This window comes from Methylophilus sp., from assembly GCF_052173275.1.
In the GTDB taxonomy this organism is placed as follows: domain Bacteria; phylum Pseudomonadota; class Gammaproteobacteria; order Burkholderiales; family Methylophilaceae; genus Methylophilus.
In genome coordinates, this window is sequence record NZ_JBQMUL010000002.1 from 323099 (window position 1) to 336744 (window position 13646).

14 protein-coding genes are annotated in these 13646 nt (G+C 51.4%); 3 read left to right on the forward strand and 11 right to left on the reverse strand.

Features of this window, described 5'->3' with window-relative positions; genetic code table 11:
* Positions 1-84 precede the first annotated feature (84 nt).
* The 5 genes from proB to ACTS9Y_RS03030 form a co-directional block, all read right to left on the reverse strand.
* Positions 85-1206 (reverse strand): glutamate 5-kinase, encoded by a 1122-nt coding sequence (gene proB, locus ACTS9Y_RS03010; RefSeq protein WP_442584532.1) that lies wholly within the window; start codon positions 1204-1206, stop codon positions 85-87.
* Positions 1207-1229: 23 nt separating this feature from the next.
* Complete coding sequence (gene cgtA / locus ACTS9Y_RS03015; RefSeq protein WP_442584533.1) at positions 1230-2297, reverse strand: Obg family GTPase CgtA; 1068 nt, start codon at positions 2295-2297, stop codon at positions 1230-1232.
* 228 nt (positions 2298-2525) lie between these two features.
* Positions 2526-2783 carry a 50S ribosomal protein L27 gene (rpmA, locus tag ACTS9Y_RS03020; protein WP_049637894.1) on the reverse strand — a complete coding sequence of 86 codons (258 nt, stop codon included), beginning with the start codon at positions 2781-2783 and terminating at the stop codon, positions 2526-2528.
* Positions 2784-2813: 30 nt separating this feature from the next.
* A complete protein-coding gene (gene rplU, locus ACTS9Y_RS03025) occupies positions 2814-3125 on the reverse strand; it encodes a 50S ribosomal protein L21 (protein ID WP_442584534.1) in 312 nt (103 codons plus the stop codon).
* Between the two features lie 115 nt (positions 3126-3240).
* Positions 3241-3588 carry a hypothetical protein gene (locus ACTS9Y_RS03030; RefSeq protein WP_442584535.1) on the reverse strand — a complete coding sequence of 116 codons (348 nt, stop codon included), beginning with the start codon at positions 3586-3588 and terminating at the stop codon, positions 3241-3243.
* Between the two features lie 120 nt (positions 3589-3708).
* Between ACTS9Y_RS03030 and ACTS9Y_RS03035 the strand changes: the two genes are divergently transcribed.
* Positions 3709-5127 (forward strand): aminotransferase-like domain-containing protein, encoded by a 1419-nt coding sequence (locus ACTS9Y_RS03035; protein WP_442584536.1) that lies wholly within the window; start codon positions 3709-3711, stop codon positions 5125-5127.
* A 94-nt stretch (positions 5128-5221) separates the two neighbouring features.
* Complete coding sequence (ccoG, locus tag ACTS9Y_RS03040; protein ID WP_442584537.1) at positions 5222-6634, forward strand: cytochrome c oxidase accessory protein CcoG; 1413 nt, start codon at positions 5222-5224, stop codon at positions 6632-6634.
* Between the two features lie 83 nt (positions 6635-6717).
* Here the strand turns inward: ccoG and ACTS9Y_RS03045 are convergent, their stop codons facing one another.
* Complete coding sequence (locus ACTS9Y_RS03045; RefSeq protein WP_442584538.1) at positions 6718-8109, reverse strand: exonuclease domain-containing protein; 1392 nt, start codon at positions 8107-8109, stop codon at positions 6718-6720.
* 259 nt (positions 8110-8368) lie between these two features.
* On the opposite strand from ACTS9Y_RS03045, the gene ACTS9Y_RS03050 reads away from it, so the two are divergent.
* Positions 8369-8806, forward strand: coding sequence for a MarR family winged helix-turn-helix transcriptional regulator (locus ACTS9Y_RS03050; RefSeq protein ID WP_442584539.1), 438 nt, complete (start codon positions 8369-8371; stop codon positions 8804-8806).
* A gap of 97 nt (positions 8807-8903) precedes the next feature.
* Here ACTS9Y_RS03050 and ACTS9Y_RS03055 read toward each other — a convergent pair whose 3' ends face one another.
* The 5 genes from ACTS9Y_RS03055 to ACTS9Y_RS03075 all read right to left on the reverse strand — a co-directional run bounded on the left by ACTS9Y_RS03055 (position 8904) and on the right by ACTS9Y_RS03075 (position 13527).
* Positions 8904-9128: a hypothetical protein gene (locus ACTS9Y_RS03055; RefSeq protein WP_442584540.1), complete on the reverse strand. Its 225-nt coding sequence runs from the start codon at positions 9126-9128 to the stop codon at positions 8904-8906.
* An 11-nt stretch (positions 9129-9139) separates the two neighbouring features.
* A complete protein-coding gene (locus tag ACTS9Y_RS03060) occupies positions 9140-9448 on the reverse strand; it encodes a hypothetical protein (RefSeq protein ID WP_442584541.1) in 309 nt (102 codons plus the stop codon).
* 10 nt (positions 9449-9458) lie between these two features.
* Positions 9459-9668 carry a hypothetical protein gene (locus tag ACTS9Y_RS03065; protein WP_442584542.1) on the reverse strand — a complete coding sequence of 70 codons (210 nt, stop codon included), beginning with the start codon at positions 9666-9668 and terminating at the stop codon, positions 9459-9461.
* A gap of 160 nt (positions 9669-9828) precedes the next feature.
* Complete coding sequence (locus ACTS9Y_RS03070; protein ID WP_442584543.1) at positions 9829-12081, reverse strand: putative bifunctional diguanylate cyclase/phosphodiesterase; 2253 nt, start codon at positions 12079-12081, stop codon at positions 9829-9831.
* 279 nt (positions 12082-12360) lie between these two features.
* Positions 12361-13527: a diguanylate cyclase domain-containing protein gene (locus ACTS9Y_RS03075; RefSeq protein WP_442584544.1), complete on the reverse strand. Its 1167-nt coding sequence runs from the start codon at positions 13525-13527 to the stop codon at positions 12361-12363.
* Positions 13528-13646 lie beyond the last annotated feature (119 nt).

The window sequence follows — 13646 nt, forward strand, 5'->3', positions numbered from 1 at the left end:
TCACATAACCTTTTTAGTTAATTTTTTAATGCAAAACTTCAGGCCATGCAGCTTATTCAGCAAGCGCATGCCCGACCGTTGTGTTTATAACAGCACAAGGTTGTCCCTGTGGATCAATTCTTTTTCTTCTACATAACCAAGTATGTTTTTAATCTCGCTACTCGGCTTGCGCATGATGCGGCGCACTTCGTTGGCATGATAGTTGACGATGCCGCGCGCCCATTCCTTGCCTTCGGCATCGACACAGGCCACCACATCACCACGCTCAAACTGGCCCAGCACTTCCACCACGCCTATCGGCAGCAGGCTTTTGCCATCTTTGCATAAGACATTCACCGCGCCCGCATCGAGCACCAGTTTTCCACCCAGGCGCAAATGATCTGCCAGCCATTGCTTTTTGGCGATGATCTTCATTTTACCGGCTTGCAGATGCGTGCCTATCGCTTCGCCCTGGCTTAATCTAAGCAGCACTTCTGGCTCGCGGCCTGAAGCAATGACGGTATGTGCGCCACTGTTAGCAGCCCGTTTGGCAGCGAGTATCTTGGTCAGCATGCCGCCAGTACCGACGGCACTGCCGGCACCGCCTGCCATGGCTTCCAGTGCCGGGTTACCTGCCATTTCGGCATGTACGAATATAGCTAAAGGATCTTTGCGCGGATCAGCTGAATACAGCCCCTGCTGGTCAGTGAGGATGATCAGTGCATCCGCTTCAATCAGGTTGGCGACCAGCGCACCCAACGTGTCATTGTCGCCAAAGCGGATTTCTTCAGTGACCACCGTATCATTTTCATTAATGATAGGAATGACATTCAAATCAAGCAAGGTACGTAGCGTGGTACGCGCATTGAGATAGCGCTTGCGGTCAGCCAGATCATCATGCGTCAACAGCAATTGTGCGGTGTGCAGCCCATGTTGTGCAAAACATTGCTCATACATTTGCACCAGTCCCATCTGCCCTACGGCGGCGGCGGCTTGCAACTCGTTGATTTCCACCGGGCGCTTTTTCCAGCCCAGGCGCTGCATGCCTTCAGCCACTGCGCCACTGGATACCAGCACCACCTGCTTGCCCTGTTTGACCAGCGCGCTGATCTGCTCCGCCCAAGCAGCTATCGCCGCCCTGTCCAGGCCCTGCCCATTATTGGTCACCAGGCTGGACCCGACCTTCACAATCAGGGTTTTGCTATCTTGAATGAGGGAGACACCCATGCTGATTTTTTATGATTGGTTATTTATTCTATGACTTGCGGCGCTGGCGCAGCCTGTGCCAGGTCAGCTTCAGCATGGCGCTGTACGCGTGCCTGGTCGATATGGTCCATGATGGCGTAGGTCAGCTCTTTACAACCAATGCCGCTAATCGCAGAAATGGCGAACACGGGGCCTTCCCAGCCATAGGCTTTGACAAACTCTGCGACTTTTTCTGCGCTGTCAGGCAGCATGTCGATTTTATTCAACACCAGCCAGCGTGGTTTGTCATACAGTTCCTGATCGTATTTCTTGAGTTCATTCACGATCGCTTTGGCTTCTTTTACCGGATCCACCACCTCATCAAACGGTGCGATATCCACCAGATGCAGCAATAACGAGGTCCGCTGCAGATGGCGCAAGAACTGGTGACCCAATCCGGCACCTTCCGCCGCGCCTTCAATCAGGCCAGGCACATCGGCAATCACGAAACTGCGGTTGCTATCCACACGCACCACGCCTAAATTAGGGTGCAGTGTGGTAAACGGGTAATCAGCCACTTTAGGCTTGGCGGCAGACACAGAACGGATAAATGTAGATTTACCGGCATTTGGCATGCCCAGCAAACCGACATCTGCCAGCACTTTCAGCTCAAGATACAGCTCGAAAGCTTCACCAGGATCGCCCTTGGTACATTGGCGCGGTGAGCGGTTGGTACTGGTTTTGAAGTGGATATTGCCCAGGCCACCCTTACCGCCACTGGCGATCATCACCTGTTGGCCGTCGACATTGAGGTCCACCATGGCATGGCCGGTAGCTTTATCACTGATGGTCGTGCCGACAGGCACACGCAGCACCATATCATCGCCGCCTTTGCCGTAGCAATCGGAGCCACTCCCATTTTCACCGCGCTGCGCTTTGAAAGTACGCGTGTAGCGGTAATCAACCAGGGTATTGATATTGCGGTCTGCAAGCACCAGTACCGAGCCGCCACGGCCGCCATCACCGCCGTTGGGGCCGCCCATGGGCTCGTATTTTTCACGGCGGAATGTGGCTACGCCATTACCGCCGTCACCGGCGTAGACTTTGATTGTTGCTTCGTCAATAAACTTCATAATTCAATTTGCCTTTTAAGCGCACTGTTGCGTGACACGATGCTCAACATGCGCATGCACACATTGTACATTGCAGTTTTGTTTGCGCCGTGCGCCTTGCACTGCATCTTAAAATCTCAAATTGCCTGTTATGGAAGCTCCGTAACAGGCAATCATACAAGGCACAATCTAATAACTATAAAGTAAAAAGCCCCGTCAAGCGACAGGGCTTTTTTCATACATCTGCGATTAAACCGCTTCGATGCTCACTGTGTGACGCTTCAACGCGCCTTTAACAGCAAATTTCACTTTGCCTTCAACCAGTGCATACAGTGTGTGGTCTTTACCCATGCCAACGTTTTCGCCAGCATGCATTTTTGTACCACGTTGGCGAACAATGATGCTGCCAGCGTTAACTACTGTTTCACCAAAGGCTTTTACGCCCAGGCGTTTGGCTTGTGAGTCGCGACCGTTACGTGAACTACCGCCTGCTTTTTTGTGTGCCATGTTTGATTCCTTACTCTAGCAATCTGCCGATTAAGCAGAAATAGTATCGATTTGAATTTCAGTATAGCTCTGACGATGACCTTGAGTCTTGCGATAGTGCTTACGACGACGCATTTTAAAGATCATCACTTTGTCGCCACGGCCATGTGATACCACAGTGGCACTGACTTTAGCACCGGCTACCAAAGGTGCACCAATCGTGGTTGATTCACCGTTTGCAATCAACAATACTTTGTCGATCACAACAGTAGAGCCCACGTCACCCACTAATTTTTCAACTTTTAATTTTTCACCAGCGGTAACTTTGTACTGTTTGCCACCTGTTTTGATCACTGCGTACATAAAAATGCCTTAAACGTCGCCTTTTAAAGAACCCGCAATTATACGCAATTAATTCAATAATGCAAATACATTTGCGGATATTCGCAAGCGTATGCGGATGGTAGATTGTCGGCCATCAGGTCGTCAGCGATTTCGGTGACTGTCCTGCGCGCCAGGGCTTGATTATACCGTGTGTGTAGAACGCATACACACTTAATATGGCATTGAGAAAACTATCTGCCATCAATGCAAAAACACCGCCGGGCGCCTGATAATCATTGATACGGTACAGCGGTGGCATTTCAATATTATTCAAGGAGCTTAATGGCTGGAAATGCGCAGAGGCGACTTCCCGGTCGGCCAGCATGACTTTGACATTGAACATATCCGTAATCGATAGCTGCATGGATTGCCCGTCACTGAGCCAGAGCAGGTAATGCCTTTTGTTCAAACGTTCAATATGGCTGATGATGAGCTGGGACATGATAGAAACGATCATTTTTAAAAAGTAGCATCGTAAACAGAATCGCGCTTGCCAAACAGCTTCAGTTTGGATTTAATTTACCATATCAGTTGCCCGGCAACGATACCGCAAGGTCGCCACATGAAGAAATACGAAATCATTGCTGAAGAAATCGCCAGCACCATACAGCAAGGTCTGCTCAAGCGCGGCGATAAACTGCCCTCCATACGCCAGATACAAGCGCTGAAGCAGGTAAATGCCTCTACCGTTTTCCAGGCTTATTATTTACTCGAGGCGCGCGGGCTGCTGGTCACCCGGCCGCGCTCGGGGTATTACGTGGCCGGACCATTGCGTAGCGAACGGTCACTCACACCGGCAAGCCCCGCGCAAACCGGCCTGCCCACTACCTTGCAAGTCAGCGACCTGGTATTTACCCTGCTGGACCGCATCAAAGACCCGCAACACGTGCCGTTTGGCTCGGCATTTCCCAGCCCGCTGCATTTTCCGCTGTCAAAACTGGCTGACCATATGGTCGCTTCAGTACGCCGCATGCAAGCGTCCGATACGGTCAGTGATATCGGGCAAGGGGATTCTGAGCTGCGGCGCCAGATCGCCTTGCGTTACCAGCTGGATGGTACGCCAACAGACGCCGCAGATATTGTGGTAACCAATGGTGCGCTTGAGGCGCTCAACCTCAGCCTGGCGGCAGTCACGCAACCCGGCGATAGCGTGATCATAGAATCACCCAGTTTTTATGCCGCCCTGCAAGCGATCGAAAGAATGGGCTTACGCGCGATTGAAGTGGCCAGTCATCCTGAGCATGGCATAGATCTGGTTGCGCTGGAACAAGCCATTCTCCAGCATCAGCCCAAAGCCTGCTGGCTGATGACCAATTTTCAAAACCCCACCGGCAGCCTGATGCCGGCAGATAAAAAACAGGCACTGGTGGCATTGATCACGCGCCATCAACTGCCACTGATCGAAGATGATGTGTATCGCGAATTGTATTTTGGCAAGCAGCGCCCGCTGCCGGCCAAGGCCTGGGATACCGAAGGCTGGGTCATGCATTGCAGCTCTTTTTCAAAATCGCTGGCGCCGGGCTATCGCGTGGGCTGGGTATCGGCAGGCCGGTTTACTGACCGGATCACACGCCTGAAAATCTCTACCACACTGGCAACCTCCATCCCGGCGCAACATGCGCTGGCGAGCTATCTGGCCAAAGGCGGTTATGACAAATACCTGCGCCAGCTCAGGCACCAGCTCATGTTGCAGCAACTGCAATGCTCACAGGCTATCCATCAGTATTTTCCTGAGCAGGTACGTTTTAACCTGCCGCAAGGCGGCTATTTTTTCTGGATGCAATTGCCTGAACAGTGCGATAGCCTGCAGCTTTTTCAGCAGGCCATTGCCCAAAACATCAGCCTGGCACCCGGACATATGTTTTCATCGCAACAGCAATACGCCAACTTCATCCGGCTCAATTACGGCCACCCACTGAATACACCCAGCCTGCAGGCCATCCAGACATTGGGCAAGCTGATTTCACAAGCGAGCAGTTAAAACTGATATGGTTTTTTAATTAAAAACTGAATCTGTTTTAACAGGCGTAAACAGCCTATAGTGCGCTCGTCTCCAGTCGTTTTCGAGTGTCATCATGCAAGCCTCGCGTAGCAAAACCGTGATTCCTATCGTGTCCGCTCCGGTCACTGAAAAAACTATTTCTTTGTACCAGAAAACCGCAAAGGTTTATCCGCGTACCGTCAGCGGCTATTTTAAAAACTGGCGCTGGCTGATGATCTGGCTCACGCAGATCGTGTTTTATGGCTTGCCGTGGTTGCAATATGGCGAACGCCAGGCATTTTTAATGGATATAAACGCACAGCGTTTTTACCTGTTCGGCATGGTGATTTTTCCGCAGGACCTGTTTTACCTGGCGCTGCTACTGATCGTGTGCGCGCTGGGATTGTTTTTGTTTACCGCTGTCGCTGGCCGCTTGTGGTGTGGTTTCTCGTGCCCGCAATCGGTATACACAGAAATATTCTTATGGATGGAACGTCGTATTGAAGGCGACCGCATGGCCAGACAGAAGCTGGATGCGCAACCGTGGGGATTACGGAAAACCGGCATCAAGCTAGGCAAGCATAGTGTCTGGCTGGGGTTTGCCATGCTGACTGGGCTGTCGTTTGTCGGCTATTTCACGCCTATCCGCGAACTCTCGCCTGCGCTGCTGCAATTCCAGCTGAGTGGCTGGGAATGGTTCTGGTTCGGCTTTTATAGTATCGCCACTTATGGCAATGCCGGGTTTCTACGTGAGCAGGTCTGCAAGCATATGTGTCCTTATGCCCGCTTCCAGAGTGCCATGTTTGATAATCACACCCTGATCGTGGCGTACGATAGTGCGCGTGGCGAACCGCGTGGTGGCCGCAGCAAAGGCCAGGATTTCAAGGCCGAGGGTTTGGGCTCTTGCATAGATTGCAACATCTGCGTGCAAGTGTGCCCGGTCGGGATCGATATCCGCCAGGGCCTGCAATATGAATGCATCAGTTGCGGGCTGTGCATTGATGCCTGCAATGAGGTGATGGATAAAATGCAATATCCGCGTGGGCTGATCCGTTTTTCAGCCGGTGGCAATACTAGTGAACATGGTTTGTTAAGCCATATGCTGCGCCCGCGGGTGCTGATCTATAGCGCGCTGTTTGCGCTGATCTTCGGCTGGATGGCCTATAGCATGCTGCATAAACCAGCCTTCAAAGTCGACATCATGCGTGACCGTAATATCATGTATCGCGAGACGACCCAAGGCGTAGAGAACCTGTACCAGCTTCATCTGCTGAACGCTACAGAACAGCCTCAGCACTATCGCATCCGGGCAAGTGGTATGGCAGATATCACTATAGAAAGTGAACGGTCACTCACGGTGGGAGCCACTGAAGAAGCTTTAATCCCGCTGAGCCTTGCGGTGCCGCATTCAGACAAAACCGGTAGCCAGCGTATCACCATTGAGGTCACCGCCCAGCCTTCCGGCGAGACGGTCACCACTGGCAGCACTTTCTACCTGCCAAAATAGCGAACTGCCTAAACGCCTGGCTGAAGTTGACCAGCCAAGGCCTTTCGACTACCCCTTAACCCGTGCAAGCTAGCCTGGCGTTCTCAAGACGCCAGGTTCAGTACACGGGTCTTTTTTTGCGACAATACTTTGAGCAGCAGCTTGTAGGTTTCCAGCTCAAATCTGCGGGGCGTTGTTTGCGTGCGCAGCGCTTGCAACGCTTCATCGCTGGCAGCAACGCCCAGATAGACCCAATGCTCAAACACATGGATCTGTCGCAGGTCATTTTCGTGATTGTATTCCTCGATGCCGATTTTTCCGGCATAAGGCCACAGACTTAGTTTGTGCGCAATAAGCGCCTGTTGCAGGCGCAAGCCATGTAGCTCGGCTAACTCCTGGCCGCAACACGCGCCTTTGCAGCGCTTGAGCTGAAAAGCGACGCAAGGGCCACTGCGATCACCTTCCAGGCCCAGTACCTTGAGGCATAAGCCATTGCGCTCGGCTATTTTTCGCAGTGCTTCAGTCGCCTGTTTTTTACTCTTGAAAGTGCCGAACAGGCCGCCCATTTGACTGGGGTCTATGTCAGCAGCCTCAACCAGCCTGACCACCGGTTGTGACAATGGATCCAGTTGCCAGCTATACAAGGACTGCTCATGCGTTAACTGGCGGTTATACAAAGGCCTCTGCATTTTGAGTAACCGTGTTTCCAGCAGCAAGGCGCTGAGCTCACCTGCGGTGGGAATCCACTCAAAGCGCCTGATCTCCTCTGTCAGGCGTTGCTCGCGGCTGGAAGCTTTATTGCCACTAAAATGCGCCAGCACGCGGGCGCGTACATTGACGCCTTTGCCTATGTAAAGTGGCACATCATTCTCGCCATAAAACAGGTAGACGCCTGGCGTTTCCGGCAACTCGCCGATCACACTCGCATCAATATGAGCGGGTAATACCGGCGCTGCCATCAGCTTTTGCGCGGCAGATTGCACGGCCGCTTCGCCCAGCTCCTGCCGGGCGTCTGCCAGCATGCGCAATATCGCTTCAACATCGCCCATGGCGCGGTGACGGGCGATGCCCACCATGTTGTGCCTGGCAACGATGGCATCAATGCCATGACTGAAATGTTGCGGATATAACAGGCGTGAGAGTTTGACAGTACACAACACTTTTTGCTGCAGGGATATCCCCAGGCGCTTGAACTCAGTTTTGAGGAAGCCATGATCAAAGCGTACGTTATGCGCGGCCAGCACCGTGCCTTCAAGAAAAGCCAACAATTGGCTGGCCACTTCGGAAAACAGCGGGGCATGTTCGACCATGGCATTATTAATACCGGTCAATGACTGAATAAATGGCGGAATGTCCATTTGCGGATTGACCAGCGTCTGCCAGCGGGCAGTTTCTACACCGTCATCAAAACGGACCAGCGCAATTTCAGTAATGCGGTCTTTGAGCGGCGTAGCGCCAGTGGTTTCAAGATCAAGAAAAGTGATGGATGGCAGCATAAATATGGAGGCTAGATTTGCAGCATATCCAGCGATATGCGTAACCCCATTCTATCGTACTTAATCTGTATTTCCTGATTGAATTCAGGCTGGATTTGTTAAGAAAAACGGCAGTCTTAGCGTAGTTTAACCTGTATTTAATCTGGTAAAGAAGGTTGTATCAAAATGCATACATTTCTACGTAAAACTACTATAGACATCAGTTTAAATTGATGCTGTAATCATTGGATTATATTGATGACAATTATAACTAAATAACATGCCGAATTTATACCTAGAAAATCAGCTTTGTTTCTCACTTTATTCCGCCACCCACGCCCTGCTCCGTTCTTACAAACCGGATCTGGATAAACTGAATTTAACTTATCCGCAGTATCTGGTGCTGGTCGCTTTGTGGCAATTCAAGCAGCTTTCGATCAAAGAGATCGCTGAGAAACTATTGCTGGAACCGGCCACGATCACGCCGGTTGTTAAACGCCTGGAAGTGAAAAAACTGACTACCCGCACCCGCCAGAAAGATGACGAGCGTGTGGTGATTGTGACGCTGACGGAAGAAGGTAAAAACCTGCGCAGCAAACTGTCAGATATTCAAAAACGGGTTGCCTGTGACACCGGTCTTTCAGATGTCGCATTCCAGACCCTGAACAGTACATTGAGCGAGCTCACTAAAAACGTTAGCGCCAAGCTGGCAGACTGATTATTCGTTGCGGATAAATATGTCCGCTGCAAGCTTAAAAAGGCAATGACTTGACCGTCCTTGCCTTTTTTAATGCGCGTTAGGTTCAGTGCCTGAATCAGGCGTTTTTCAATTGGCGCATAAACGCCTCGAATGAACCTTTGGTTGCTTGCAGTGCCTGCAACTTGCTGACTGACTCTGCAAGGGAATCACTCATCATTTCCAGCGCATCTTCATCGAGGCGCAGACTCATGGCGCCGATCTCCAGCTCTACGGTGCCGTGGGTTTCGCAATAATGCACACGGAAACCCGCTTGGCCTGATAACAAAATTTTCTTACACATGGAATGCTCGCTCATGATGGATTTTCATTCAACTGGGTTAATGAGTGGCCGGCGTTACCTGGCTGCGGCGCAGATTGCTCGTGTTCATTGACCAGCAGCGTCCATTGCACACACATGCGGCGGGAAACGCGGCAGATCAGGTCCGAATCTGCATACTCAGGTGCGGTTAAGGTTTCAGCCAGCCGCAGCGCCTGCTTGGCCAGCTCGTAGGTTGGCTTTTTAATATATAAAGTAGCGATATAAAGCAAAGAAGCCATGACAGACTCAGCATCAGGCAATGCCGGGTCATAGCGCATGGGATTGATACTGGCTGCCTGCATGATTACCCTTTCAAACGCTCATTTCTATTTCAGTTTGCATGACGATGCGGGCGGCCGCTTTGCGCAACATTTCGTTAATGACGATAAAACTGTCTGCCTCGAATTTGAGTGTTGTGCCACCGACTTCGACTTCTACCGTGTCCGATGATTTATGATAAAGCACTTTACAAGCCGTTTTTCCTGCCAGCATGGTCTTGCCTACTACAGTTTGACGCTTCATCATGAATCTCCTTTTCGTTAAACTACAGGTAAATGATAATTATTATCATTTACTAAGTCAACCATTTTATTTGCGTAACGCTCGGCTGCCTGGGAACAAACGGATGAAGTAATACCCGCCTGTTTCTTTAAAGAATGCAGGTTTTGAAGTGGCTCAATGCCTATTGATGTTTTAGCAGAAAAGCGGTCGCGTGTTGACTGCTCATCGGTTTACTCAGCAGGTAACCCTGGATCTCATCGCAGCCATGCGACAACAAAAAGGCTTTCTGCTCGGCGGTTTCCACGCCTTCGGCGATGGTTTTTAACCCCAGGCTGCGCGCCAGGTGAATGATGGCGATGACGATGGCTTTATCTTCGTCATCAGTAGAAATATCGCGCACAAACGACTGGTCTATCTTAAGTTTGCATACCTTGAATTTCTTGAGGTAACTGAGAGAGGAATACCCGGTGCCAAAATCATCAATAGACATGCGTATGCCCAGTTTATCCAGCGTATCCATCATACTGACTGCGCCTTCAGGGTTCTCCAGCGCAACACCTTCGGTCAGCTCCAGCTCCAGAAATTTTGGTTCGACATCATAACGCTGCAGGATTTCCTGTATCAACACAGGCAAGCCGGGGTTGCGGAACTGGACACTGGATAAGTTGACTGACACGCACATATCGGCAATGCCTGCCTGTTGCCATTGCCGGATCTGCTGCACCGCCTGCTCCAGCACCCAGCTGCCGATAGAAATAATCAGGCCACTGGACTCTGCCAGCGGGATAAATTCAGCCGGAGAAACCGCACCCAATTTTGGATGCTGCCATCGCAACAAGGCCTCCAGGCCCACCAGTTTCTGCGTGGTCAGGTCCATTTGTGGCTGGTAATACACCGCCAGCTGCCCCAGTGCGATCGCTTGCCGTAAAGCATTCACCAGTTGCAGATGCCGGGCCGTCTGGATCTGCATCTGGTTGCTGAAGAAGCGGTAGCCATTGCGACTCTCCTTCTTGGTGCGGTACATGGCGACATCCGCATTACGTTGCAGGCTTTCGATATCCAGGCCATCATCGGGATAAATGGCGATGCCGACAGAGGCCGTGATCGTCAGTTGATATTGGTCTATCACCAGCGGTTGTTCGATCGCTTTGAGTAAGCGCTCTACGACCTCCTGGGCAATGTCATGCCCGGAGCCTGCCAGCAGGAACACGAACTCATCGCCACCCAGACGGCAAATGGTGTCTTCAGGCCGCACAAGGTTTTGAAAGCGCTTGGTCAGCTCGATCAACAGGCTATCGCCATAGCGATGCCCCAGACTGTCATTCACATCTTTGAAATGATCGAGGTCGAGGAACATCAGGGCGAACTGGCCGTCCTGCGCCCAGGCACGCTCAATTTCCACGGTGACGCGCTCATTGAGCAGGTTGCGATTAGGCAGGCCAGTCAGCGCGTCATAATTAGCCAGGAACTGTATGCGCTGCTCCGCCTCTTTGCGCACCGTGATATCGCGCAAAAACGCACTGTAATAGCGTTCGCCGTTGCGCTCGATTTCGATAATGGTCAACTCCACCGGAAACTCAGCGCCATCATTGCGCATGGCAGCGATTTCGATAGAGCGGCCTAGCAGCCTGGATTCGCCTGAGCGCTGCAATCGCTGTAAGCCCTTGTTGTGCGCATCGCGATAAGCAGGCGGTACAATCACCTCACCCAGGCTCCTGCCCACCACATCCACGCGCTGGTGCCCGAAAATACGCTCTGCTGCCAGGTTCCATTCAATAATAAAACCGCCAGTATCCATATTGATGATCGCATCGAGCGCATTTTCCATCACCAGTTGTGCTCTTTGTTCACTGGCGAGCAAACTTTGCTGATACTGGGTACGTTCTTGCTGCACCGCAAAACGGTCTAACGCAAAATCGATATTGGCGACCATATCAATCAATAAGCGCTGGATGTCAGGCGCAAACGCCTGCTCTTCAGAGGTATAAAGCGACAGGCAAGCCACCACTTTACCTTCGCTGTGCAGCGGCAAAAACGCCGCCGCCTTCCAGGAGAACTCCGAAGCCGAAGCATGCCATAATGCGGCCACCGGATTAGTCTGAAAATCTTGCAGCCAATAGGGTTGATCATTGGCGATGGCCAGGCCACACGGGCCCCTGCCGTTAGGCGCCTGCGGGTCTGCCGAGATGGATATTTTATTGAGGTATTCCAGCCCGGTGCCAAATGCGGCGGCGATACTGATCTGTTTAGTCTCCGGCTGCACTTCACCGACCCAAACCAGTTTGGCGTGTCCAAAATCAACGATGATGCGGCAGATTTTTTCAAACAGGGTCTGCCGATCATGGCTTTGCACGATCGCCTGGTTGCATTGACTGAGCGCCAGATAGAGCTGCGTCAATTGCTGATGATGCTTGACAGTCTGCGACGTACTCATGACATCACTCCGCTACATGATCATTAAACACAGACCCCGCAAGGTGCTGACGATTTTTCCCTGTCGGCAAAAGTCAGCGTATGTAAGCGGCTGGCGCTTACCCTTTCAGGTGCCGCTTTCCCTGTCATATTAAATGACTTACAAAATGAGTGTAAATATTATTTACCACCCCACTACTGTATGAGACAGCATCAAAATCAAAGCGTGGAAAAAGTAGACAAATGTCCGGTAATTTAGCGAGGCTGCCAGAAACAGACAGGTCGGTGAACAATTGCCTGGTCAGGCAGTTGCCAGTGCGGGTGCTTCGGCCCAGTAAATCTGTCCGCAGCCTAATAGCTTGGCTTGATACATGGCCTTATCAGCCGTTGAAAGTAATTGTTCTATGCTGTCACCCTCTTTGCAGATGGCCAGCCCGATAGATGCACCTAACTGGCACTCGGACGCATGGATCATAAACGCCGGTTCAAACACCATCAGGCATTTATTGGCGACCATTTCTACTGAAGCATTCGGTTGCCCCTGCAAGTCAGACAACACAATCACAAACTCATCACCACCCACCCTGGCAAGGGTATCGCTACCGCGAATCACCTTGCCCAGGCGGCGTGAGACTTCGATCAGCGCCTGGTCACCCGCTTCATGCCCCAGCTGGTCATTAATCGCTTTAAAACCATCCAGGTCAAGGTAGAGGATGGCGGTACTGGTGTGCTTGACTGCGGCAATCTCCATCGCCTGGCGCATGCGCACTGCCAGCAGCTTGCGGTTAGGCAGCCCGGTTAAAAGGTCATGGTGCGCGACATGATTCAGCTCCAGGTTCTGCGCAGAGATCTTCTGGTAAGCCTCTTTCAGGGAACCGATCAGGTCTTCGTTCTCAAAACTGATGCGCTGGGCTTGCCGTAAAGACTGATTGAATCGAAAGGTGACGCCTATCATCAATAGATAGAAGATCACACTGAACACCGCCATCACGGCATTCGGCACGCTATTACCAGTAGCAAAGATCACCACGGTAGGCAGCATGGCAGGCAGGCTAAAGGCAAAAAAAGCCGGGATACACGAAGCCATGGTCACCACGCCGCCCATCACCATGGCCTGAATGGCGGTGATGACGATAATGACCGTCATCGGCGAGGCATCCGTGATCAAAAAGCCCAATGCGCCCCAGGCCAGCCCGGATAAGGCGATGGTCAGGCAGTACTGGTAGGCCAACCTAGCGTTGAACCCGTGTTTGGCAAGCTTGCTTTTACAGCGGCGTGTCAGCCACCAGCGAAAAGCAATCACTATATAGACCAGTAAAGTCCAGACAAAAAAAGAATCGCGATTATGAGAATCTAGTTGTGAAATGCTGATCAGCAAGCCACCCAGGGCACTGCCGATCAATGGGATATGGGCGCTAGCCATCAGCCGATGAAACAACGCTTCGTCAATACGCCCTTCTAAGCTCATCGAATCTACTCACCCTAAAATGCCTGCTCAAGCTACATAAATGATACAAAACTATGAGCTCATGCTAATACAAGCTTGCAAAAATAACCAGATTGTCCTCAGGGGTTTTCAATTCATTA

Excerpts from the sequence above, each read along its gene's own strand:
- rpmA (WP_049637894.1), bottom strand. The coding sequence starts at position 2,783 with ATGGCACACAAAAAAGCAGGCGGTAGTTCACGTAACGGTCGCGACTCA.
- cgtA (WP_442584533.1), bottom strand. The coding sequence starts at position 2,297 with ATGAAGTTTATTGACGAAGCAACAATCAAAGTCTACGCCGGTGACGGC.
- rplU (WP_442584534.1), bottom strand. The coding sequence starts at position 3,125 with ATGTACGCAGTGATCAAAACAGGTGGCAAACAGTACAAAGTTACCGCT.
- ACTS9Y_RS03045 (WP_442584538.1), bottom strand. The coding sequence starts at position 8,109 with ATGCTGCCATCCATCACTTTTCTTGATCTTGAAACCACTGGCGCTACG.
- ACTS9Y_RS03030 (WP_442584535.1), bottom strand. The coding sequence starts at position 3,588 with ATGTCCCAGCTCATCATCAGCCATATTGAACGTTTGAACAAAAGGCAT.
- ACTS9Y_RS03035 (WP_442584536.1), top strand. The coding sequence starts at position 3,709 with ATGAAGAAATACGAAATCATTGCTGAAGAAATCGCCAGCACCATACAG.
- ACTS9Y_RS03075 (WP_442584544.1), bottom strand. The coding sequence starts at position 13,527 with ATGAGCTTAGAAGGGCGTATTGACGAAGCGTTGTTTCATCGGCTGATG.
- proB (WP_442584532.1), bottom strand. The coding sequence starts at position 1,206 with ATGGGTGTCTCCCTCATTCAAGATAGCAAAACCCTGATTGTGAAGGTC.
- ACTS9Y_RS03060 (WP_442584541.1), bottom strand. The coding sequence starts at position 9,448 with ATGCAGGCAGCCAGTATCAATCCCATGCGCTATGACCCGGCATTGCCT.
- ACTS9Y_RS03050 (WP_442584539.1), top strand. The coding sequence starts at position 8,369 with ATGCCGAATTTATACCTAGAAAATCAGCTTTGTTTCTCACTTTATTCC.
- ccoG (WP_442584537.1), top strand. The coding sequence starts at position 5,222 with ATGCAAGCCTCGCGTAGCAAAACCGTGATTCCTATCGTGTCCGCTCCG.
- ACTS9Y_RS03055 (WP_442584540.1), bottom strand. The coding sequence starts at position 9,128 with ATGTGTAAGAAAATTTTGTTATCAGGCCAAGCGGGTTTCCGTGTGCAT.
- ACTS9Y_RS03065 (WP_442584542.1), bottom strand. The coding sequence starts at position 9,668 with ATGAAGCGTCAAACTGTAGTAGGCAAGACCATGCTGGCAGGAAAAACG.
- ACTS9Y_RS03070 (WP_442584543.1), bottom strand. The coding sequence starts at position 12,081 with ATGAGTACGTCGCAGACTGTCAAGCATCATCAGCAATTGACGCAGCTC.